15 protein-coding genes are annotated in these 22,483 nt (G+C 60.3%); 5 read left to right on the top strand and 10 right to left on the bottom strand.

Features of this window, described 5'->3' with window-relative positions:
* Nucleotides 1–100: 100 nt before the first annotated feature.
* Together TBK1r_RS38055 and TBK1r_RS38050 are read right to left on the bottom strand one after the other, a co-directional pair.
* Nucleotides 101–1,246: a cysteine desulfurase family protein gene (locus TBK1r_RS38055; protein ID WP_145221840.1), complete on the bottom strand. Its 1,146-nt coding sequence runs from the start codon at nt 1,244–1,246 to the stop codon at nt 101–103.
* Complete coding sequence (locus TBK1r_RS38050) at nt 1,247–1,894, bottom strand: hypothetical protein (protein WP_145221837.1); 648 nt, start codon at nt 1,892–1,894, stop codon at nt 1,247–1,249.
* 143 nt (nt 1,895–2,037) lie between these two features.
* Between TBK1r_RS38050 and scpB the strand changes: the two genes are divergently transcribed.
* Both scpB and TBK1r_RS39415 read left to right on the top strand, forming a co-directional pair.
* On the top strand, nt 2,038–2,814 hold the full coding sequence (gene scpB / locus TBK1r_RS38045) for an SMC-Scp complex subunit ScpB (protein WP_419580795.1): 777 nt from the start codon (nt 2,038–2,040) through the stop codon (nt 2,812–2,814).
* Nucleotides 2,815–2,919: 105 nt separating this feature from the next.
* Nucleotides 2,920–3,348, top strand: coding sequence for a hypothetical protein (locus TBK1r_RS39415; protein WP_419580794.1), 429 nt, complete (start codon nt 2,920–2,922; stop codon nt 3,346–3,348).
* Nucleotides 3,349–3,358: 10 nt separating this feature from the next.
* Here TBK1r_RS39415 and hemA read toward each other — a convergent pair whose 3' ends face one another.
* The 3 genes from hemA to TBK1r_RS38025 all read right to left on the bottom strand — a co-directional run bounded on the left by hemA (nt 3,359) and on the right by TBK1r_RS38025 (nt 8,263).
* Nucleotides 3,359–4,636 (bottom strand): glutamyl-tRNA reductase, encoded by a 1,278-nt coding sequence (gene hemA / locus TBK1r_RS38035; RefSeq protein WP_145221834.1) that lies wholly within the window; start codon nt 4,634–4,636, stop codon nt 3,359–3,361.
* Complete coding sequence (ccsA, locus tag TBK1r_RS38030) at nt 4,636–5,472, bottom strand: cytochrome c biogenesis protein CcsA (RefSeq protein WP_145221831.1); 837 nt, start codon at nt 5,470–5,472, stop codon at nt 4,636–4,638. The genes hemA and ccsA overlap by 1 nt, the downstream gene beginning before the upstream one ends.
* A gap of 169 nt (nt 5,473–5,641) precedes the next feature.
* Nucleotides 5,642–8,263: a ComEC/Rec2 family competence protein gene (locus TBK1r_RS38025; RefSeq protein WP_145221828.1), complete on the bottom strand. Its 2,622-nt coding sequence runs from the start codon at nt 8,261–8,263 to the stop codon at nt 5,642–5,644.
* 133 nt (nt 8,264–8,396) lie between these two features.
* On the opposite strand from TBK1r_RS38025, the gene TBK1r_RS38020 reads away from it, so the two are divergent.
* Both TBK1r_RS38020 and TBK1r_RS38015 read left to right on the top strand, forming a co-directional pair.
* Complete coding sequence (locus TBK1r_RS38020; RefSeq protein WP_145221825.1) at nt 8,397–10,535, top strand: prolyl oligopeptidase family serine peptidase; 2,139 nt, start codon at nt 8,397–8,399, stop codon at nt 10,533–10,535.
* A 73-nt stretch (nt 10,536–10,608) separates the two neighbouring features.
* Entirely contained in the window at nt 10,609–12,309 is a 1,701-nt protein-coding gene (locus TBK1r_RS38015) for a glycosyltransferase family 8 protein (protein WP_145221822.1), read from the top strand.
* Between the two features lie 127 nt (nt 12,310–12,436).
* Here TBK1r_RS38015 and TBK1r_RS38010 read toward each other — a convergent pair whose 3' ends face one another.
* From TBK1r_RS38010 to TBK1r_RS37990, 5 genes are all read right to left on the bottom strand, one after another.
* Nucleotides 12,437–13,960: a mercuric reductase gene (locus tag TBK1r_RS38010; RefSeq protein WP_145221819.1), complete on the bottom strand. Its 1,524-nt coding sequence runs from the start codon at nt 13,958–13,960 to the stop codon at nt 12,437–12,439.
* A 144-nt stretch (nt 13,961–14,104) separates the two neighbouring features.
* Nucleotides 14,105–15,652, bottom strand: coding sequence for a 4-alpha-glucanotransferase (gene malQ / locus TBK1r_RS38005; RefSeq protein WP_145221816.1), 1,548 nt, complete (start codon nt 15,650–15,652; stop codon nt 14,105–14,107).
* A gap of 361 nt (nt 15,653–16,013) precedes the next feature.
* Entirely contained in the window at nt 16,014–17,456 is a 1,443-nt protein-coding gene (locus TBK1r_RS38000; protein ID WP_145221813.1) for a DUF1552 domain-containing protein, read from the bottom strand.
* A gap of 34 nt (nt 17,457–17,490) precedes the next feature.
* Nucleotides 17,491–20,115 carry a DUF1592 domain-containing protein gene (locus TBK1r_RS37995; protein ID WP_419580793.1) on the bottom strand — a complete coding sequence of 875 codons (2,625 nt, stop codon included), beginning with the start codon at nt 20,113–20,115 and terminating at the stop codon, nt 17,491–17,493.
* 683 nt (nt 20,116–20,798) lie between these two features.
* The gene (locus tag TBK1r_RS37990; protein WP_145221807.1) at nt 20,799–21,695 is read right to left on the bottom strand and encodes a hypothetical protein; all 897 of its coding nucleotides are present in this window, start codon (nt 21,693–21,695) and stop codon (nt 20,799–20,801) included.
* Nucleotides 21,696–22,232: 537 nt separating this feature from the next.
* On the opposite strand from TBK1r_RS37990, the gene csrA reads away from it, so the two are divergent.
* Nucleotides 22,233–22,451: a carbon storage regulator CsrA gene (gene csrA, locus TBK1r_RS37985; RefSeq protein ID WP_145221804.1), complete on the top strand. Its 219-nt coding sequence runs from the start codon at nt 22,233–22,235 to the stop codon at nt 22,449–22,451.
* Nucleotides 22,452–22,483: the final 32 nt, after the last annotated feature.

Genomic DNA, 22,483 nt, shown 5'->3' with positions numbered 1-22,483 from the left:
GGGAACAAATCGGATGGCGGTATCGAGTTCACGTCCACCCCTATTTTACCCCAAACGAGACTTTTTCAAGTCAGTTTTCCACTTAGTTTTCCACAAAGTCTTAAGATCTTAACCTATTGTAAACACGGCAGATACGATCGGCTGCATCGGCGATTTCTTCATCGGTGGAAAACCGACACAGGCTGAACCGGATCGCACTCTCCACCGCCCAATCGGGGCACCCCATCGCCAGCAAAACGTGGCTCGGAGGGCTGCTTCCGCTGCTGCAGGCCGATCCGCTGCTGCAGGCCACCCCGGCGAAGTCCAATGCCATCAGCATCGACTGCCGATCGGTCCCGGCAAAGGAAACGCAACTCGTTCCTGGCAAACGCTTTTCGTTCTCCCCGTGGATCAGCAACCCGGCGCACTCGCGACGCAACGTCGCTTCGAACTGATCGCGTCGACTGACCATCTGCTGACACACCGCCGACTGTTTTTCCACAGCGATTTCGAGCGCTTTGGCCATCCCCAAAATCAGCGCGACCGGCTCGGTGCCTGGCCGGGTGACGAGCTGTTGCTCCCCACCGAACAGCAGGGGTCGGAGCTTGATTCCGGCATCGATCCACAGGGCTCCCACACCCGCCGGACCGTGGAACTTGTGCGGGGTGACGGTGATCGCGGCGGCGGGGATCTCGTTGACGGTGGCGGGGAGTTTGCCGATCGATTGGGTTGCGTCGACGTGCAACAATGCACCTGCCTGGCGACAGACCTCGGCAACCTCGGCGATCGGCTGGACCACGCCGGTCTCATTGTTGGCCGACATCACCGACACGACGGCCTGGTCGGCGTCCAGCGTGGCGAGGGTCTGCTGCAAGGCGTCGATGCGGACGACGCCATTGGGCGTGACCGGCAGAACATGCACCTGGCGACCTGACTTCTTCGCCTGCTCGGCAAACGCGATCACGCTGGCGTGCTCGATGCTGCTGACGATCAGCGGCGAATCGGGTGTGGCCAGACCGGCCAAAGCCAAGTTGTTGGACTCGGTGCCGCCGCTGGTGGTGATCAGCCGCGCTCCGCCGGGCAGCGACAGATCGCTTCCCAAACACGCCCCGATCCGCAGGATGGCGTCGTCCAGCCGATCGCTGCTGGAACGTCCGATGGCATGTTGGCTGGACGGATTGGCCGGGCCACGCTGGAATTCAGCGGCGATCACTTCGGCGACTTGCGGGTCGATCGCCGTGGTCGCGTTGTTATCAAGATAAATCATTCACCCGCCGCTGCTGCGAAGGTCAGCCAGTTCTGGGGAGGAGGGATAATCGCGGATCGCTTCGGCCAACAATTCGTCGGCTAACACACCGCGGTCGGCATCGCGAAGGTCCTTTACCAAGCCCACGTATTGGCCGACCAGCCAGCGATCGATCGCCGCGGTCATCTCGGCGGCGTTGTCCTTGCCTGGCAAGGTGCGGGCCAACTGGAACAGTTCGGGAATCAGCACATACAGTTCCCGCTCGGCGAGCTGCTGGACGGTCGGCCAAAGGACGGATGCCCGATTGGGGTGGTCGTTGTTCCAGCCGACCCAAAACGGGTTGCCCGAATCTTGAATCTGCATTTGATCGGACAGCAGACCGGCGACGGCGGGAGTCGCCGTGGGGCCACGACTGAGACTGACCAGGTGCCACTGGGTCGGCTTTTTTCCCCTCGGAACGGTGATCCAACCCTTGGCCCGAAGCTGCCGCTGGACGGCTCCGGTCGTGTTTTTCCGGGTGATGGGGGTGATCTGGATGTGGAAAAACGGGATCTCGTAGAACGCGAAATCACGCGTCTGGAAGTGGCTGGGCGCAAATTCGGTACCCGAAACATTGCCCTTGATCGCGACGACGGCGCCGACCAAGAATAGGCTGAGAATCGTGCACACGATAATCAGCGAGCGACGGGAGCCCCGGCGAGCACGGCTCGAAGGGCGGGGCGAAGGGGATGAAGAGACCGACGTGGACACGATGCCAACCATTGGGGATGTTTGGGCAAACCATCAAAGTACCGCATCCGCCATTTTATGCCATGTCTCGACCCACGTCCCTCCACCATTCACTGCGAAAGGTCTCCGCAGGCGGCGGCGACGGTCGCCCCCACACCGGCTCGCTGCCAGCCTATCCGGGGCCGGCCAAGGCGGTGCGACGCCCCTACGCGGTGCTTTTGCCGACTTCACCAACGCCGCCATCCAGGCCGCCGGGGGAACGAAGCGACGACGACCCGGCCGACGAGGGTGACCCCACGATTCGCCGGATGCGGTTGGAAGCCGTTTTGTTGCTCGCCAAAACACCGTTGACCAGTCGCAAACTGGCCCAATTGGCTCACTTGGCGGATGGTACCGAGACTCGTACACTTGTCCGCCGCCTGAATCAAATCTACGACAACCTGGGGCGATCGATACGGATCGAGCAGGTGGCCGGGGGTTTTCGAATGTTAACCCGCGCCGCTTATGCCCCTTGGTTGGCCCGACTGGGACATTTACCTTCAGCGGTTCGGTTATCATCGCCGATGATGGAGACGCTGGCCGTTGTCGCGTATCGCGGTCCAGTTTCACGCGCCGATATCGAAGCAATTCGCGGTGTGGCCTGTGGTGAGTTGTTGCGGCAGCTGATGGAACGCGATTTAATTCGAATCTCCGGGCGAAGCGAAGAGCTCGGACGTCCCTACCTTTACGATACAACAAAGCAATTTTTACAACTTTTTGGACTTCCCTCCGGCGACGCGCTGCCGCCGATCAACTGGGAACCGTTACAAGAAGATGAAGAATTTGACCCAGAATCAATTGATCCAGAACACTCGACCTAAGCAGTTTCGACATCTACGAAGGAGTCAGTCGTGAGCCTTGTTGCTTTCGCATCGGTCACCCCAACCAACCGTTACGCGTCATTCCCAGTGTCACCGACAAGTGCAGTGTCACCGACAAGTCATCACGCCGATGATCTGTCGCTGCTGTTCTCGGTCGATCCGGTCATCGATGGCCCGCTCGCAGATTTCGATGGCCTGCTCGCTGGTATGAGCGGCCCGCTCGCCGTGATCGAAGATGAAGAAGACGATCTGTACGAAGGCGACCATGACTTCGACGACGAGGACGATGACTGGGACGAACTCGACGACGAGGATGACGACGACGATGATGATGATGATGACGACGACGACGAAGAAGACGATGACTGGGAGGAAGTCGACGACGAAGACGACGACGACGATGACTTCGCCGATGACGAAGAAGAAGACGCCGACGACTTCGATGACGACGAAGCCGATGACTGGGACGACGACGAGGACGACGACGATTGGGAAGAGGGCGGAGACGACGACGACGACGAGGAGTGGGATTGAGCGGTGACGCTCAGTCTCCCAGCCGGAACAACTCTCGCAGGGCTTTGACCAATCCCTTTTGATGCCCCTCGGCGGCATCCTCTTTCAACGACGACAGTGGTGGATGCAGTAGTTTGTTGATCAAACGATCGAGCGATTTTTCGATCTCTTTCTGCATCGCCGGCTCGCCACCCAACGCACGCAATTTGGGCAACAATCGCTCCAGCTCGTCCCGCTTGATCTGCTGTGCGTGCTCCCGCAACCGTTTGATCACCGGGCCGGTCGCACGATGATTCAAATCGACCAATAGCCGCTGCGTTTCCTCGGTGATGATCCGCTGCGCCTTGGGCCATTCCTTCTCCCGCTCGTGCCGATTTCGCTGACAGGCCGCCTGCAAATCGTCGATCTGGTACAGGTACAGGTTGGGAAAATCGTCCAGTGCGGGGTCGAAATCGCGTGGGACGGCCAGGTCCAACACCAGCAGCACGCGGTCACGTCGCTGCGGGCGAAGCTTGTCGTATTGCTCGTAGGTCAGAATCGGTTCGGTGGCCGCCGTCGTGCCGACCAACAAGTCGGCTTGGACGACTTGATCGAGCAAGGTCTCCCAGGGGGCATACCGAATCGAGAACGTCTCGGCCAGCGTCTTGGCACGTCCCAGCGAGCGGTTCAGCACCACGATGTCGTCGGCTCCGGCTTGGATCAGGTAACGCAGCGTCTCTTCACCCATCTCGCCGGCACCGCAAATCAGCACCCGCTTGCCGACCAGCGAATCGAACACCTCGGGAACCACTTCGCCCACCGCCACGCTGGGCACACTCACCCGTCGGCGGTGGATTTCCGTTTCGGTTTGCACCCGTTTGGCCGCGTGGTTGGCCGCTTGAAACACCGCGTGGGTGAGCGGTCCGGCCGACCCCGATTGGCAGGCTAAATCGTAAGCCTGTTTGACTTGCGAGAGGATTTGCGATTCGCCGATCACCATGCTGTCCAAACTCGACGCCACCGTGAACAGGTGCTCGACCGCGTCGTTCCCGCTGCGATAAATCATCTGCTCGACCACTTCGTCGGTGGGCAGTTGATGTTGCTCGGCGAGAAAACGGACGACGGCTTCGCGGTCCAGTTCGAACTCTTCGTCGGTCGTCGTGTACAGCTCGGTCCGATTGCAGGTGCTCAACAGCACCAGTTCGCCTTTGGGATAACGCCGGCGAAATTCATTCAAGGCCGAATCGATTTGATTGCCGGAAAACGCGACCCGTTCGCGAAATTCGACGGCCGCGTCATGATGGCTACAGCCAATCATCTGCAGCTTCATCAGCTCACCCCGTGGGAACTGAGGATGACGCCGACGAGTGCCAGGACCAGAAAGCCCAGACTGGCCAAGGTCATGTAAAACGCTTTCCGCCCCCGGCTGGCCGGCGAATAGAGATACTCGATCGCCGTGGCGGCCAATAACCACAGGAACAGCACCAGCGACAGCAAGATGCCGCTGTCGGTCCAGTTGAATTGTTCGTTCTGGTTCAAATTCATGATCGCCCCGGCCACGACCCCGATCGCCACCGCAGCGGTGCTGATCAGCAGCGTCCGCCGGTTGGCCCGATCCAGCGTCTCCAGCGTCGGCAACCGAAACATCCGCGACCCGGCGCGTTTGTGTTTCAGTCGCCAAGATTGCACCAGATACATCACGCCGGCCAGAAAACCGACCAGCACCGCACCGGTGCCGACCATCATCGCCACCCCGTGGATCGAGCGCCACGCGTTGGCCGTTTCAGTCCGCGAAAAACGCTCCCATCCGCCGACCCAGATCCCCAGCCCGATCGTCAACAAAATCAGCGGCAGAAAAAAGAAACTGATGATCGTGTCGCTGCGGCGGACGTAGGCGATGAAAAAACAAATCGCCAGTCCCAGGGCCAACAACAGTGACCATTCCGCCCAGCTGGATAGCAACCCGCGGCCGTCTTCGACCGGCAGATCGATCGCCCGCAAGAACAGGTAACTGACATGGGTGAACAACCCCAGACCCATCATCGTCAGCACCGCCGGCATCCGAAAGCGGAATTGACCGAAAAATCGTGTCAGCTCCAGCAGCAACGCCACCAAGTAACTGGTGAAAAAACAGGTGATAGAAATCTGGTGAAGGATTCCCAACACGGGCGAAGTGGCTCCAAAAGCGGTCCCGACAATACAACGACTCAGCCTGTCATGGTACACATCGCCGTGAAAATGGCCAGTGTCAACCGCCGACCGAAGGATCCCTCGGCAGCACTGGATGCCTCGGGTTCACCAGGATCTAGCGGGGACACCGTGCGATTGGCCGGCGTTACCAGGGGCTGACCAGCCACTTGCGGATGTCCAGCTGACCGGAGCCATTCAGTCGCACCCGAATGGCACCCTCGCGGGCCGTGATGTGAACGCCGCTTCCGGTCACCGACAACATCGCTTCCACCTCGGTCCGCGCCGCCCGACGGCTGCCGCTGACGATCGTTTGCCGCGGACGAGCCCAGGCCAACACCACGTCCGCGTCCATCGACAAACTGCCATGGTGCGGCGCCATCAAGACACCGCCCGCCGGCGGCCGGGGACGTGAAACTAGCGGCTCGGTTCCCGGTGGCTCCAAATCACCCGGCAAAATCAACGCCCTACCGCCATGATCGATCCGCAACACCAAACTGTTCGCGTTGTCACTGCCGGCGATCCCCGCCCGCGGAGGATGCAACACCGACATGCCCGTTCGGTCGACCCATGCGTCCCGAACGTCGGCGGAAACTTCGCGCACCGCGATCCGGTGTCGCCGCACCGCCGAGCGGACGTCCGCCAGCGCCGCGTCGCGGCCCTCGAGCATCCCCGGCGGCGTGATCAAGACGTCCACCGAAAACCGATCCAGGATCGCCGGCAACGCGTTGTAATGATCCGCGTCGGCATGGGACAGAAACACGCCATCCAATCTCGTCACGCCCAGCGACCAAAGCGCCGTGTCGATGTCGCGGCTGGTGCCCAAACGGTTGCCCATCCGGCCGCAATCGTACAACCAAATCTTTCCCTCGGGCGTCCTCACGATCACACTCGTTCCGTGCCCCACATCGATGAACGTGGCTTCTAACGTGTTCGGCGGCAGCGCCGCCACCCGCGTCGAAACCCAAAACATCACCACGCCCCAAACCAGCACCCAGCCGCAACGAAACCATCTCGCCCGACGCGATCGCCAGATCAACGATGCCGCCATCACGACGTAAAACAACGCCACACCGATCCCCGGCGGCGACGGCAACCAGGCATGCCCGCGCGGCCAACCCGCCGTCCACTCGATGACCCACCACATGTAACGCAGTGCGAGGTGACAAACCGTTCCGGGGACCGCACCCAACCACGTATGAACCGGATCGACGATCACCGTCAACACGCCCGCCGGTAACGCCACCATCAACCCCACCCAAACCAACACGTTGGTCAACACGCTGACCAACGAGACCAAATGGAATTGCGACCACACCAACGGCAAACTGACGGCCGTCACACATCCGCTCAACCAAGCCATCTGTGCAAAGAACCGCGCCACCGTTTTCAGATTTCGCACCCAGGAACTCGATGACGCGTCGACCATCGATTGAAACCCGGCCTCACGCTGTAACTCCAATTCCGAACGCATCGATCCCGGCGCGATCGGTCGACCGGCCAACATCAACGTGATCACCGCCAAGAACGACAGATGAACCCCGACCGAAAAGACGTTCATCGGATTCACCACGATCAACACCATCGCTGCCACGCCCAAGGTGTTGAGCGGTTGGGAGGTCCGCCGGACACAGGTCGATAACAGCAACATTGAAATCAGGATCGCCGCGCGCATCACCGGAGGCCTGCCGCCAGTCACGGCGACGTACAACGCACTGATCGCCACGATCACCACAAAGCGACTGACCGGTTGCAGCCCCACCGCCGAAACGATCCAAGTCGCCACCAGCACCAGGATCGCCAGGTGCATGCCGCTGACCGAAAGCAAATGGGCCGTGCCGGTCGCCAACAAGGCGTCACGTGTTTTTGGATCCACGAATTCCCGCTGCCCGATCACCAGGGCGACCGCCAGCGGTCCAGTTTGATCGTCTGTGTGGCTGAGTAACGACTCACGGCCCCGCGTCGCGATCGATGCGACCGCCGACGCGATCGGATTGGACGAGGTTTCCAACAGCGTGATCGCTCCGGCGTTCTTGGTCTCGATTCGAGCATGAAGCCCACGTCGTCGATAGGCAGGTCGAAGATCCGGTTCACCGGGATTGGTCGGACCTTCAAACGGATGCAACCATCCATAAATCTCCATCCGGTCGCCGGGCCGCAACTGGCTCAAGTCCCCGTCAACGTAAACCAACACCTTGCCGTCAGTGGCCTCAAACCCGTCTTCGACACGCCGCTGCTGCAGGTCGACGGTCAGTTGACTTTGCCAGGGAGATTCGTCCGCGCCGCGGCGGCCAAAGGAAACGGGGTTTCGCCGCAACGAGACCGTTCGATCCAACATTCCCCGAACGACGATCGGCTGCGCGGATTGATCGACCAAGGGAAGGATCGACGCGCTGCGAAACGAAGCTTCGCTCCACGCGTGCAAGGTTCCAAAGCAGCTCGTCCACAAAACCGCGTTGCAGGCCCAGGTGATCACTCTCGCCAAACCCTTGACACCGGGCCGCGACGGTCGGAACACACGATGAACCAGTTCCGGCAGCAACCCCGCGACCACGCCGATCAACAACCAACGTGTCACGCTGGTCCAGAACGTTTCGTACCACCACGCATCGCAGATCACACCGAGCGTTGCAAAGAAGCTGGCGACGACAAACGGAAACCGATGAAGGCTCGACACCACGCGCCCGCGGGGCTCGAACACGTCCCGCTCCAACCGCTGGCGCAGCAGCAATCGTCCCCGCAGCAATCGTCGCCTCCAAGCCGCTTCCACCCCGATTCGCTCCCATTAGCGTGCTTGCCAAAACCGTTAGAATAGGCAAGTCGCGACCGGTAATGAAGTAGTCCGACACCCCCCGTGAAAAACTTTACATCGCCACGCCACTCCACTCGGGCCATCCACCGCCATGAATCATCCCACGCGAGCGATCACGTCCATCACCTTGCTGTTAGTTGCTGTTTCCACTTTGAACGCACAAGTCACACCCACCACGCTGAAATACCCCGTCACCCAACAGTCCGATGTCCGCGATTCCTATCACGGCATCGAGGTGGCCGATCCCTATCGCTGGCTCGAAGACACCGAGAGTGCGGAAACCGAAGCCTGGGTCACGGCACAAAACGAAGTCACGCAGGCGTACCTGAAATCGCTGCCGCAACGCGAAGCGATGCGGCAACGGCTGGAGAAATTGTGGAACTACGAACGCTACACCATTCCCCGTCGTCGCGGCGATCGCTACTTCTATTCCCACAACGACGGGCTGCAAAACCAAAGCGTTCTCTACAAGGCCGATTCGCTCTCGGCTGAACGCCAGGTGTTGATCGATCCGAACAAACTCAGTGACGACGGCACGGTCGCGCTGGCGGGAACGGTGATCACCCGTGACGGATCCCTGGTCGCGTATGGATTGGCCGACGGGGGCAGCGATTGGCGGACCTGGAAAGTCCGTGATGTCGCGACCGGCAACGACCTGGACGATGTGATCGATTGGGTCAAGTTCAGCTCGGTCGCCTGGTTGCCCGACAACAGCGGTTTCTTCTACGCCCGTTACGACGAACCCAATGCCGGATCCGAACTGACCGGCACGAACGAAAACCAACGATTGCACTTTCATCGCCTGGGGACCGACCAGAGCGAAGACCCGTTGATCCTGCAGCGGCCCGATCATCCCAAATGGGGTTTCTCTCCCGTCGTCACCGATGACGGGCGATACCTGGTGATCCAAAACTGGAAAGGCAGCGAGCCGAAAGCGCAAATCTTCGTCAAAGATCTCCGCGATCCGGATTCAGAAGTCACCCCGCTGATCACCGGGTTCGACTTCGAATACGATTTCATCGCCTCGGTCGGTGACACGATGTACTTCTTGACCGATCACCAGGCCCCGCGGCGACGCGTGATCGCCGTCGATGTCACGTCGCCGGAACGCGAGCACTGGAAACAGGTGATCGGCGAGTCGAGTGACGTGATCGAATCGGTGAGCTTGTTCGGCGAAACGTTTTACGTCGATGCCCTCCGCGATGCACGCAGCCACGTCAGCCGGTACGGGGTCGACGGATCACCGATCGGCGATTTTGATCTGCCCGGTGTCGGAACCGTCAGCGGGTTCGGCGGTCGCCAAGACGCCACCGAAACGTTCTTTCGCTTCACCAATTACGTCACACCGGGGGCGATCTATCGAGTCGACTTGACCGAATCGTCGCCCGACAAAGCGACGTCGCTGTGGCGGCAAAGCGAAATCGACATGGACCTGGATGCGTTCATCACCGAGCAGGTGTTCTGCGAAAGTAAAGACGGCACGAAGATTCCAATCATCATCACCCGCCGCAAAGACAGCAAACTGGACGGAACCAATCAGACGCTGCTGTACGCCTACGGCGGTTTCAACGTGTCGCTGACGCCCCTGTTCTCGCCGGCCAATGCGGCTTGGGTCGACGCCGGAGGCATCTACGCGGTGGCGAACCTGCGCGGCGGCGGAGAATACGGACGCGAGTGGCACGAATCGGGCATGCGGCTGAACAAGCAAAACGTCTTCGATGATTTCATCGCCTCGGCCGAACATTTGATCGACGCCGGATACACGACCAGCAGTCGATTGGGGATTCGCGGCGGCAGCAACGGCGGTTTACTGGTCGGCGCCGTGATGACTCAGCGGCCAGACTTGTTCGGTGCCTGCTTGCCGGCCGTCGGCGTGCTGGACATGCTCCGTTACCACAAGTTCACGATCGGATGGGCCTGGGTCACCGAGTATGGCAGCAGCGACGAGGCGGACCAGATCGAAAACCTGTTGTCTTATTCACCGCTCCACAATCTGAAACCGGGCACCTGTTATCCGGCAACGTTGATCACCACCGCCGATCGTGACGACCGCGTCGTCCCCGGTCACAGTTTCAAGTTCGCCGCGGCACTGCAAGCCGCCCAGGGTTGTGATCATCCCACGTTGATCCGCATCGAAACCCGAGCCGGACACGGGGCGGGCACGCCGGTCAGCAAGCAGATTGACCAGTACGCCGACTTGTGGGCCTTCTTGAAAGCAAATTTGAAGTGATCTTGCCGCCCGCTGGGCGCATTTGTTATCCGCAACCCACCCACACCCCATCACCCCGACACAAAGCCCGCCAATGGATTGCCAGCGGACCCCAAGCGAATCGCTCCGGTTTGTTTACACGATCAACCGTGACTACATCCCGTTCGCCTTGGTGAGCATGCTGTCGGTCATCGAGTCTCAGACACAGCCCAGTGTGTTTCCACCCAGTGCGTTTCACATCGTGCATGACGGCGATCTAGACGACATCGATCAAGCCAAGATGCGACGATTGATCAACGCGAAGGGTGCATCGGTGGACTTCCATCGCGTCGGCGACGACTTTCCCCGCCAGTTCGCCGAACATTCCAGCTGGGACGTCTCTGTCCTGTTTCGTCTCGCTCTGCCCCAGATTCTGCCGGCCGACATCGATCGCGTGCTCTACTTGGACGGGGACACGCTGGTGCGCCGGCCGCTGGACGAACTCTTCCAGCTCGACTTGGGGCAGTCCGGATTGGCCGCCGTTCCCGAAGCCCACCCGGCCGTCCAGCGACTCGGTTTGTCGCGCGATTCGGCCTACCTCAACAGCGGCGTGTTGGCGATCGACCTGTCCACGTGGCGCAGCAACCGGACCAGCGAAACGATGTTGGACAGGGTGATGAAAGATCCCGATCGCTGGGTCTATCCCGACCAGGATATCTTGGCCGTGCAGTTTGCCGACGGCTGGACCCGATTGGCACCGGAATACAACGTCACGCACCGCTTCTTTGCCGGTCCCTCGTCGTTGCCGCTGCCGACGACGGATCCGCACATCATTCATTTCACCGGCCAGGGTCTGAAACCTTGGCAGACATCGCGTCCGCATCCCTATGCCGATGAGTTTTGGGCGGTCGCGGAAGTCGTTCGCGATGCCGGATTCGAACTTCCCGATCGTCCGCAAAAGAAACGTCGCTGGTACCAACGCGGTCCAATCGCGGCTTATCGAAACCACCGTCGCGGGTTGCGTCAGCAGCGTCGTCAACGGGCGGAAGCCGAGCGGCAATCGCGACGCGCGATGCTCCAAACACGCGACCGTGAAATGGTGATGCAATTTGCCAGTGAAATGACGGTTCGACGCGGCCCGTTTGCCGGACTGTGTTATCCCGAAGCCTATTCACACGGCAGCACGCTCGCACCGAAGTTGTTGGGAACCTACGAAGCCGAATTGCAACCGATTCTCGAACGCTTGCTCAGTAAAGACTACCCGGTGATCGTCGATGTCGGCGGCGCCGAAGGGTACTATGCGATCGGTTGTGCGCTGCGTTGGACGGACGCGAAAGTAATCGCCTATGAATTGCAACGCGAAGCCCGTGCCGCGATCGCCGAGATGGCCGCCGCCAACGGTGTGGCCGATCGCGTGGCAATCCAAGCCGAGTGCATGTTCGGCGACCTGTATGGAAAACGCGGCTTGGTGATCTGTGACATCGAAGGCGGCGAAGCGGACTTGTTGGTCAACGATCATGCGGCGGAAGCCTTCGCCGATTCCGACTTCATCATCGAAACGCACGAGATGTTTCGAGCGGGGATCTGCGAACGATTGTACGATCAGTTTGCCAGCACGCATCACGTGACCGTGATCGATGCGGTGTTGGACGACCAACGTCCCCAACATTGGTCGCTTCCCGAGTTGGCCAACTTGAGCGAACCACGGCAAGCCCAAGTGATCGGCGAACGCCGCGGCGGCCCGATGCAATGGCTCGTCTGTGAATCTCGAAACGATTTCCCCCAACGCCAAACGACCACGGCCCGCGCCGCGTAATTTCACCCCGAAGCGGATCCCCAGCGTTTCTCCATCCGTCTGCTGCTCGCGTTCGTCACCTTGTTCGCCATCTCAGTGTGCACGCTAATCGCTGGTTGCGATTCACGGTTCGCCGGCCGGGCGTGTGCTACTGTCCGACGTTCCACCGTCGCAACAAGCCCAACACCGTTTTGCTGGTCGGGGTCAATCGCGTTCGATTGTATTGATCGCCCAACTTGCGAATCGCTTCCGCTTGAGTCGGATAAGGGTGGATGACACTGGCGATCTTTCCCAGTCCCACTTCATTGACCATCGCCAACGTGATCTCGGAGATCATGTCGCCCGCGTTCTTGGCGACAATGGTTGCCCCGACAATTTGACCTGTGCCTTTCTTGGTATGGACTTTCACAAAACCTTCTTCTTCGCCTTCCAGGATCGCGCGATCGACGTCACTGAAGTGCTGGACGTAGGTGTCGATTTCGATTCCCGCTTGCTCGGCGTCGTGCCCGTACAGGCCGACATGGGCGATTTCAGGTGACGTGTAAGTGGCCCACGGAATGACCAAGTCGCTGGCCTTCTTTTTGCCAAACGGCCCGACGGCAAACAAGGCATTCTGGATCACGATCCGGGCCATGAAATCGGCCGCGTGCGTGAATTGATACTTCGAACACACATCGCCCGCGGCGTAGATCCTCGGATGGGTCGTCTGTAGCCGATCGTTCACGCGGACGCCTTTGGAATCAAAATCAACACCGACCGCGTCCAGGTTCAAATGCTCCACGTTCGGTGCGCGACCGACGGCGACCAGCAACTGATCGATCGGCTCGTCGTAGTGCTGGTCGTGCGAATCGACCGTCAACCGGATTGTTTCATCTTGCCGGAGCTTTAACTGACGACCACAACACAACAGTTTTACCCCGTCACGCAGCATCGCTTGTTGAACGATCTCGGCCGCGTCACGATCTTCTTTGGTCAGGATGCCATGCTCGGATTCGACCAACAGCACCTCCGACCCCAGCTGGGCGAATGATTGCGCCATCTCGCATCCGATCGGGCCGGCACCGATGATTCCCAATCGTCGCGGAAGCTCGGTCAGCGAGAACACCGACTCGTTGGTCAGGTAGTCGATTTGATCGAGTCCGTCGATCGGCGGCGCCGCGGCTCTGGCACCGGTCGCGATGACCGCCCGCTTGTACTGCAGCTTGGTGCCGGCGACGTCGATGGTTTCGGAGTCGACGAAACTGGCTTGTCCGAAATAGACATCCACTCCAAGATCGCGAAAACGGTCCGCCGCATCGTTACGGCTGATGCCGGCGCGCAGTCGACGCATCCGCTGCATCACTCCCGCAAAATCCACTTCTGCTCCACCGGGCACGTCGACGCCATAGTTCGAGGCCTGCTTCACCGTGGCGGCAATCCGCGCCGAACTGATCACGCCCTTGGATGGAACGCAACCGACGTTCAAACAATCGCCGCCCATCAGGTCGCGTTCGATCAGTGCCACGCGGGCACCCAAACCCGCGGCTCCGGCGGCGGTCACCAGACCGGCGGTCCCGGCACCAATGACGACCAAGTGATAAGGAGCCTCGGGTGCCGGATTGATCCAGGTCGGCGGATGAACGTTCGCTTCAAGTTGTTCGTTGTGCTGGTCGCGCGGTAGAAGTGCGTTCATGCTGTCGGTGTTCCAGGCTTACTTGGCGGATCGGTGATCTGACGGCACGCAGCACGTTCACACGATGCACGCGCTCGCTTCCCAATCGCATAATAGTGAACCGCGCCTGCGGACCGCCAAGGGTCGCCGACAGCGGACACACCGTCAACGCAATCGATCGCAGGCTTCCGTCAAATCCCGCAACCGCTGGCAGGCCGTCGCGGACAGCATCGATGGGGTCGCGCGCCAGCTCCAATTCCCCTGCGTCGTTCCCGGCACGTTCATGCGAGCTTCCGCGCCCAAGCCCAACAGATCCTGCAGCGGAGCGATCGCCAGGTTCGCCGTCGACGACCAGGTCAGACGCAGCAGTTCGGCGGCAGCGGCTTCACCGTCCAGACCGGGTATCTTCAGGACGCTGCAAACCGTTTCCTGCTCCTCCTCGGTGAGCGATTCGAACCAACCCCGCGTCGTGTTGTTGTCGTGCGTGCCGGTGTACACCACGGTGTTGGGCACGTGGTTTTCTGGCAGATAGGGATTGTCCGGCGTGCCGTCAAACGCGAACTGCAACACACGTGTTCCCGGTAGATCAAACTGGTCACGCAGCTCGTTGACGTCCGGCGTGATCAACCCCAAATCCTCGGCGAGAAACGGAAGTGCCCCCAGATCCGTTTGCAGGGCGCAAAAGAAATCGGCACCCGGACCAAGCTCCCACTCACCGCTGAGTGCCGTCTCCGCGCCGGCGGGCACGTGCCAGGCAGCTGCGAATCCGCGGAAATGATCCAGGCGAACCAGATCCACTTGAGTCAACAACGCTCGGATGCGTTGGATGTACCAGCGGTAACCGGTGGCTTGTAGCGCCGCCCAGTCATAGACCGGGTTTCCCCACAGCTGGCCATCGGCGCTGAAGTAATCCGGCGGGACTCCGGCGACGAAAAGCGGTCGACGCTCCTCGTCCAGCAAGAACATTTCCGGATTGGCCCACACGTCGCTCGAATCAGCCGACACAAAGAACGGCAGGTCGCCGATCAACCGCACACCCTTGGCATGGGCATAGGCTTTCAATCGGGCGATCTGACGGAACACCAGGAATTGGCTGAATCGAACCTGATCGATTTCGTCCGCCAGATCGCGGCCGGCTTGGGCCAACGCGTCGGCGTCACGATGGACCAGTTCGCGCGACCATTGCAGGTAGTGTTCGCCGTGCCGATCGCGCAGCGCACAGAACATCGCGAAATCGTCCAGCCAGTGCGACGCAGCCAGACAGAATTGCTCGTAAGCCGGTCGCAACTCGGCGTCGCCGGCGCCGCCGCGAAAGTTGGTCCAGACCGTCGTCAGCAACCGCTGCTTGAACGCGATGACGGAATCGTAGTCGACGGAGGTTTCCGAGTCGCTCGCGGCCGAATGGGACTCGTCGGCCAGCTCGTCAGCCTGCAACAGACCCTCGGCGACCAGATCGTCGGGACTGATCATCAGCCAGTTTCCGGCGAACGACGACAGCGACGAATACGGGGAGTAACCACACCCGATCGGTCCCAGCGGCAAGACTTGCCAACAGGATTGCCCGGCGTCGTGAAGCCAGTCGATCCAAATCCGCGACTGCGGCCCCAGGTCGCCGATGCCGTAACGTGACGGCAGCGACGTGACGTGCAACAAGACGCCCGCGGCGCGATCCTGGAGAGAGAACACGGGGTTTGGCTGGCACTCGTCAGTCATACGGGTCCCTTTGATTGGCCGTCATCATCTCGTGGACGAGCCGAACGGGGCCGGTCGATGGGTTGGGGCCGGCCAGTGGGTTGAGGCGTGCGTTCTGTTGCGGCTACACACTCGCCGCAGACATCGAGCAACAGACCGGGCGGCGACCGATCAGTCAAGCCGGTCAACCGGCTATCGCGGTTGAACCCACGCTGCCATGCCCTAGCGCCGGTTTCAACCTCGAATCACGCGACAAGACACGAATGCTCTGGCCACATTCAATCTTGACGAAGCACTCCGGCAAGTTTACAGCCCGACCTTGGTTCGCTTGTCAAACGCAACCCTCAATTCAGATCTGCACCATTCAGATCTGCACAGAGCACTATGCGCGAATCGCATCCACGGCTCTCGCGTCGCGTTTCTGGGGGCCAAGGAGATCCTTGCAGCCCATCGCGGTCAGCATCGTGTTGTAGACGTCGACACCCTCGGCACCGACGTCCAGGATTTGGCCGGTTTTGAAACGCCCCCCGGCTCCGCTGATCGCATGGAACACGCCCGACAGTTCGCGTTTGACATCGTTGTGACGCCCGTCGCCGGACTCGGTGGAAATCGTGATCAGTGAGTTTTCCAGAATCGTCTTGCCATTGGCGTCCACCGAATCCTCGGTATCGAGTCGGCTGAGGAAGTAGGCGACCTCGCGCATTTTCAGGTGCGCGTGGGCGCGCAGCGCTTCGTTCTTCTTGTTCTCATTGAACTGATGCCACCACTCGTGGCTACAGCCCGCCGAACCGGATTTCTTGTGTTGTCCTTCGTCGTCGAATTGAAAGACCTTGCGGCCGTCGTATTCGTAGTCGCCTTTCAGACGAATGCGTTCGCCGGCGGCTAAAAAGGTCAACGCGCCGAAGCGGGTGCGATCGGTTTGGATGGCCAAGGCGTACAGATCGGCCATCAGACGCCATTCCGACGACAATTCCTCCAGCGTGATATCGATGCCTTCGCCGCCCGGATCGGCCGACCCGCCGTGCAGCAACTGCGACTGCGGCGGCAACGGAGGCGCGCCGGCGACTTTGCCCTTCATCGCATACGCCCGCTGTTCGAATTCACGAATCCGGTCCAGATGCTCAGCGATACGTGCCTTGGAAGTAGAACCCAGCGGAGAGTTCGCGCCGGTGTAGAACTTGTACTGGTCGACGACCGTATCCAGCACGCTCCGTTTCAATCGAGCGCGGCGTTTGTCGGGATCCTCGTCGGCCGCGCCGATGGTTCCGAACACGCGCTCGAACAGGTCACGCGGTTTTTCCTGCATCGTCGCGGCAACCGTCCCGTCGGCGTTGTAACTGTGAACGTACCGACCAATCCGGCTGCGGCGAAAGAACGTTCCGGCGACCAGCGTGGGCACCATGCCGGCCGGCATGCCGTCGCGATAGTGGTTGCGACGGATCACTTGATCGATCGACGCGCCACCCGCCTTCGCTTCACCATCGGGCGGTTCGGCGGTGAACGCCGCGGTCGCGCCGTCGTAGTGCGCGTTGATGCCTTTCTCGTCGGCACGCAACTGATCGACGCCGCGCATGATCAGCAATTTCTTGCTCAACGGTTTCAGTGGCTCCAGCACTCCGTCGAAACCTTCTTTCTGCAGCGGGGCCGGGATGCCGAGTCCGAAGAACACATTGAACGCCCGCACCGGAACATCCACCTGCTCGGCCGCCATCGCCTTCGTCAGCGTCATCTCCTCCAACAACGGCAACCCGATCGCGACCGCCCCGGCGCCTTTGACCGCGACGCCCTTGAGCATGGTGCGGCGGTCGATTCGTTTCCTGTGCATCAGCCTATACTCCCAGAATTAATCTGTTTGGTTTCTACTCGGTCGCTTCGGTTCTGGCCCGCTGAACCAGATCGCTCATGACAATCGCGGTGATCAAGTCGGAGTAGGTTCCGCCGGCTTGTTGTGCCGTTTTGTGAATCTTGTCGACAGTCGCAGCATCTTCGGCGACCAGCGGTCTGCCGAGCGCGAACTGGGTCATCTTCCAGGTCAAGCTTTGCTGCACCCGCTCGCTGGTCGCCAGCAGATCCATCAATTCCTTCGATGTCTGATACGCCACCGGTTTCGCCGTGCCTGGAAACAGCACTTCGCCGTCGTCGCGCAGCGTGTTGCCATGCTCGTCTTTGTCGTGGTACGCACCGATGCCGTCGAATTTTTCCAACCCGAACGCCAGCGGTTCGAAACGGGTGTGGCAAACACCGCACTTGTTGTCCGCGATGCGAGTTTCCGCGATCCCTCGTTGGGTCAGACCCGTCTTGGTCGGCGGTGGAACGGTGTTGACGCAAGGCGGAGGTGCGTTGATCGTGCCGCGAAGCAAATCGTTCAACACAAACAAACCGCGCGCGACCATGGACGCTTCATCACCGCCGATCGTCAACACGCTCGCCTGAGTCAGCAAGCCGCCGCGACTGGGGACCTTCGTCAGATCGTATCGAGCGGGCTTGCTGTCAGTGCTCTTGTCCGTCGGTTGGAGTCCGTAGTGCCGCGCTAGCGCTGGGGTTGCGAAGGTGACTTGTGTGTTCAACAAATCCGAGAGCGGCCGGTTCTGGGTCCACACCACCTCTTTGAAATAGGCGAGTGTTTCCTGTTGCATGTCCGCAGCGAGCTGTGCATTCCAGTTCGGAAACCTCTTGGCATTGGGGCGCAAGTTGGCCAAGCGTCCCAGGTTCAACCACTGTGAAACAAACTCCTCGGAACGCACGATCGTACGCGGATCTTTGAGCATGCGTTTGACATGGGCTTCGACCACGGTTCGGTCCGTCAATTCGCCCTTCTCGGCCGCACGCAGCAAGTCCTCGTCCGGCGGCGCTCCCCACAGGATGTAGCTCATCCGGGACGCGAGTTCATAGTCATCGACCAGCCGCGAACTGCCGTCGCCGTGTTGGTATTCGATGCGGTACACGAACCGGGGCGATTGCAGCATGGCTTGCACGATGTAGCCGATCGCCTCTTTGAAATCGCCACCGGCGCTAGCCACCGTCGTCGCGATGCCGCTGTACTTGTTGATCTCGTTGGAATCCAGTGGACCACGCAGCAACCATTTCCCCATCGCGGCGACGTGATCGCGCATCGTGTCGTCGGTGGAAAGTTTTCGACTCTTGGAGAACCGCCCGGCGAACTCCAGGATGTCCATCCGGCTGACGATGATTTCGGCCAGCTTGTTGTAGGCTTCGACATGCTTCAAATCGATGTTCAAGTTGTAGGCGGTGTTGTTGAAGCCATCGGCACGCAAGTCGGGCGGCAAGATCTGGCGGGCTTCGTTTGCGATGTCGACGCCGACCGCGCTGCGCACCGTGGCGATGTACTCGCTGACGGTCAGTCGCTGCAACCAGACTTCACCCGCATGGCCTTCGTTCAGATAGACCGCCGGATCAATTGCCTCGACCGGCCAGGCCGCGCCGGAGTCGATCCAGTTTCGCAGCGAGTCTTTTTCTTCGGGTGACAGGGGTGGACGATCCTTCGGCATCTCATCCGAGGAAACCAATTCCCAGAGCAGACTTTGCGACGCTTTTCCCGGCACAACCACCTTGCCGCTTTCGCCCCCGGCCACGGCGGACGCCTTGTGGGACAGATCCAGTTCGCCCTTTTTGATCGCCGCGTCATGGCATTCGAGACAATGTTTTGCAAACAGCGGCGCGACGTGTCGGTCGAACAGTAGCGTGTCGGCTTTGGCAACGTAGCCGGCGGAGGACGCCGCACGCCCGGCACGACTTCCCGCCGCGAAATTCTGCCGCACGTCCTTGTCCGACAGCGCCCGATCGTAGACGGCCACCAGATGCAACTCGCCCAGCCAGGGTCGGTCTTTCGTCGCTTCATTGGCCAGATACAATCGCTGTCGATGGTCCCAGTTGCGGAAGTTGCCTTTGACCGTTTTGCCGGCCACGCGTTTTCCGTCAAGATAAATCGTCGTCTTGCCGCCGGCCTCACGGGTGAACACGACGTGGGTCAACTTGGTGTGCAAGGATCGCTTGGGACTGCTCGTTGAGGGAAGTCCATTGTTGTCACTGCCGGTCGCTCGTAGCCGAATGTCGTAGAAATCCTTGTCTTGTCCCAGCGTCAAATTGCGCTGGCTGGTGTCCGCGGAGATCGACACGATGCGGGCCGGGCCGGACTGGGATCGATTGGCAGGTTTCAGCCAGACTTCGACGCTGATCGCATTGGACTTCTTGACGGCATCGATGATCTTCGTGGCCGGTTGTGTGGACGCGATCGACGAAGACGATTCGACCACCAACGACCCATCGGAACGTTGCACGCGACTGGATCGATCGATCTCCAAATTCAACGGTTTTCCGACGCCACTGCGATCGACAATCGTCTGCCCGTCGTTCTCACTGAAGTCGTATCGAACCAGCAAGCCACGCTCGACGCGATCGACGGCACGAGCGACAGGCGCGATGAACGCCAGGGATGCCAGCGTCAGCAGAGTCCGAAATTGCACAAGACGCCTCATTGGGTTTTTGTCGGGTGCACCCCAAAACTGGGTGCGAACCATCCAGCAGTATAGCGTCACCGCGGCGATCCGCGTCGAGAAGTCAGCACAGACGCCCCGACCCTGGCTCGCAACGCGGTGAAGTAGTTTTTAGCGGTAGTGCGCGAGCCCTCCGGTCTGTCACCGCGTTTTCGACACTGCCACCGGACGACTCGCGCCATTCCGCTACCACCTTCGACGCCAAAGTGGGCGGCATGACCCCGACGGGGTCAAAGCCAGTAGCCGGAGGTGAGCGAAGCGACACCTCCGGAAATCCGGTCCCCCGCCTGACGCGACCCCGAAGGGTGTCGAAGCAATTGACGTTAGAGCCCTCGGACCCGGCCAGCCCGCACGCTCCAGCTCACCAACCAACTCCTTCAAAAGGGCGCACTGCTGCTCCGCCGGCAGATTGATTCGCTGCGACCCCGTCCGGGCAACGCTGTGAAGCATTTTTTAGCGGTAGGGCGCGAGCCCTCCGGTGTTGCGGGAACGATTGGGGACCGGAGGGCTCGCGACCAAAACCGCTAAATCGAGATTGATGCGCCGCCCGGACGCTGGCGCGAACCGGCTGATGTCAAACGATGATCAGCCGTTTGGCGCGGGGCCTACGGGTCCCCTCACATGGCACCCTCTATCCAAACGTTGCCGGAGCACTAGGCGGCCTGAGACGCTCGAATCATTTTGAGTTTGCGACGGATTCGGCGGATGGGCGAGTGCAAGTTGCGACGCAGAAAACTGCCCAGTACGACCAGATCGGGGCGACTGGAGTAAGCGGGCATCAGCTTCTTGGCATTTCCCTGAAAGTGGATCGCGTGCATTCCGACCAACTGCCCGGTTGCGGTGTCGGTCGCGTACGGCAGACCGTCTCGCCAACGGATCCGTTTGCGACCGACGGCGTCGTAGCCCTGGGACAAACAGAGATTATCGTCGAAGAAACGTCCGTTGATCGGGCACGACAAGTCCCCGATCGACAATCCAGACTCGTGGCGAAACCAAGCCAGTGCGGTCATGTCGGAGACACCCTGGCCGTCCCGTTTCAACTGAGCCTCGGCGTAATCCGCCAACCGCTGCCGCTTTTGCTCAGTGGGTTCGTACATCGATTCACAAAAATGACAAAACGCATCCAGGCCGGTACGTGCTGCGACCAACATGGCGTGACCGCTTACCGTGCAGTATGCCAGAGCGTCGCCGGCGAGCTCCGCCGCGACCTCGTCCAGGTCACTGTAAACCAACACATCGGAATCAAAGGTCCAGGCGGACTCGCAATCCTGTTTGCCCATCCACTCGTTGAGAATGAACCAGCGTTCAAAACAGAATCGTTCCCAGTCGACGCGATTGCGGCTGTGGTGAATGTAGCGCTCGGCGAATCGGGCCGCGCCGTCGAAGAAATCTGCGGCGCAGTAATGCTGGTCGACGAATTTGAGCGTGCGGTTGGAATGATCGCCCAACAGCACAATCGGCGAATCCGGGTTGTGTAGCTTGGCTTGACGGGTCGCCAGATGGAGATGCTCGCCGCTGCCACAATGAACAAATACGATGGGGCGTTGCATATAGAGTCACTCTTAGCCCAAGTGAAGACGGAGACAGACTCCGCCATGCGCGACGCAGCCGTGGCGACCTCGCCACCCGCGCGATCCTAAGGGTCTAGTTCCCCCCCCGGCAAGAGCAGTCCGAATCGTGGTGTGCTGGCAAGCCACTGACCGCTGGCAAGCCACTGACCGCTGGCAAGCCACTGACCGCTGGCAAGCCACTGACCGCTGGCAAGCCACTGACCGCTGGCAAGCCACTGACCGCTGGCAAGCCACTGACCGCTGGCAAGAAACTGTGCGCTGGCAAGAAACCTGCCAAGCCGGCAAATTTTTTCCGGGTCATGCAAACGGATGCAGCTCGTTCACCGTTTGCTTGCATTTGCAAGCGACGCGCAAGGGCAGCGAACAAGGACCTCCACAACGCTAATTCGGGTTGTTTGTATGAACTTTCTCGAAAATAGAAAAATTGGCTCAACATTTGCAAAGATACAAATCCCGATTCGACCCAGTGCCCCTCGCACTCGGCGACCTCCCACATTTTTTTGCAAGGATGGCCCCATGTTAGTTCTTTCTCGCAAGGTCGGCGAAACGATCCAAATCGGATCCGACATCATCATCAAGGTGTCAAGTCTTTCCGGCGGTCGGGTGCGGATCGGAATCGAAGCGCCCCGCAATGTGTCCATCCAGCGGGGCGAACTGCGTCAGTTCATCGAACCGGTTGCGGCGCCGCTGCAACCGACGCCTGCCTGTGGCGACTTGAACGCACAGGCGTCCTAACGCTGCGGCCCGATCTGTTAGTGTGCTAGAGC

The sequence above is a fragment of the Stieleria magnilauensis genome (assembly GCA_007753675.1).
In the GTDB taxonomy this organism is placed as follows: Bacteria; Planctomycetota; Planctomycetia; order Pirellulales; family Pirellulaceae; genus Stieleria; species Stieleria magnilauensis.
Note: the sequence above shows the minus strand (reverse complement) of the source record. Positions and strands in the feature narration are given on the sequence as shown.

Excerpts from the sequence above, each read along its gene's own strand:
- TBK1r_RS38015 (WP_145221822.1), top strand. The coding sequence starts at position 10,609 with ATGGATTGCCAGCGGACCCCAAGCGAATCGCTCCGGTTTGTTTACACG.
- TBK1r_RS38055 (WP_145221840.1), bottom strand. The coding sequence starts at position 1,246 with ATGATTTATCTTGATAACAACGCGACCACGGCGATCGACCCGCAAGTC.
- TBK1r_RS38000 (WP_145221813.1), bottom strand. The coding sequence starts at position 17,456 with ATGCACAGGAAACGAATCGACCGCCGCACCATGCTCAAGGGCGTCGCG.
- hemA (WP_145221834.1), bottom strand. The coding sequence starts at position 4,636 with ATGAAGCTGCAGATGATTGGCTGTAGCCATCATGACGCGGCCGTCGAA.
- TBK1r_RS37990 (WP_145221807.1), bottom strand. The coding sequence starts at position 21,695 with ATGCAACGCCCCATCGTATTTGTTCATTGTGGCAGCGGCGAGCATCTC.
- malQ (WP_145221816.1), bottom strand. The coding sequence starts at position 15,652 with ATGACTGACGAGTGCCAGCCAAACCCCGTGTTCTCTCTCCAGGATCGC.
- scpB (WP_419580795.1), top strand. The coding sequence starts at position 2,038 with ATGTCTCGACCCACGTCCCTCCACCATTCACTGCGAAAGGTCTCCGCA.
- TBK1r_RS38010 (WP_145221819.1), bottom strand. The coding sequence starts at position 13,960 with ATGAACGCACTTCTACCGCGCGACCAGCACAACGAACAACTTGAAGCG.
- csrA (WP_145221804.1), top strand. The coding sequence starts at position 22,233 with ATGTTAGTTCTTTCTCGCAAGGTCGGCGAAACGATCCAAATCGGATCC.
- TBK1r_RS38020 (WP_145221825.1), top strand. The coding sequence starts at position 8,397 with ATGAATCATCCCACGCGAGCGATCACGTCCATCACCTTGCTGTTAGTT.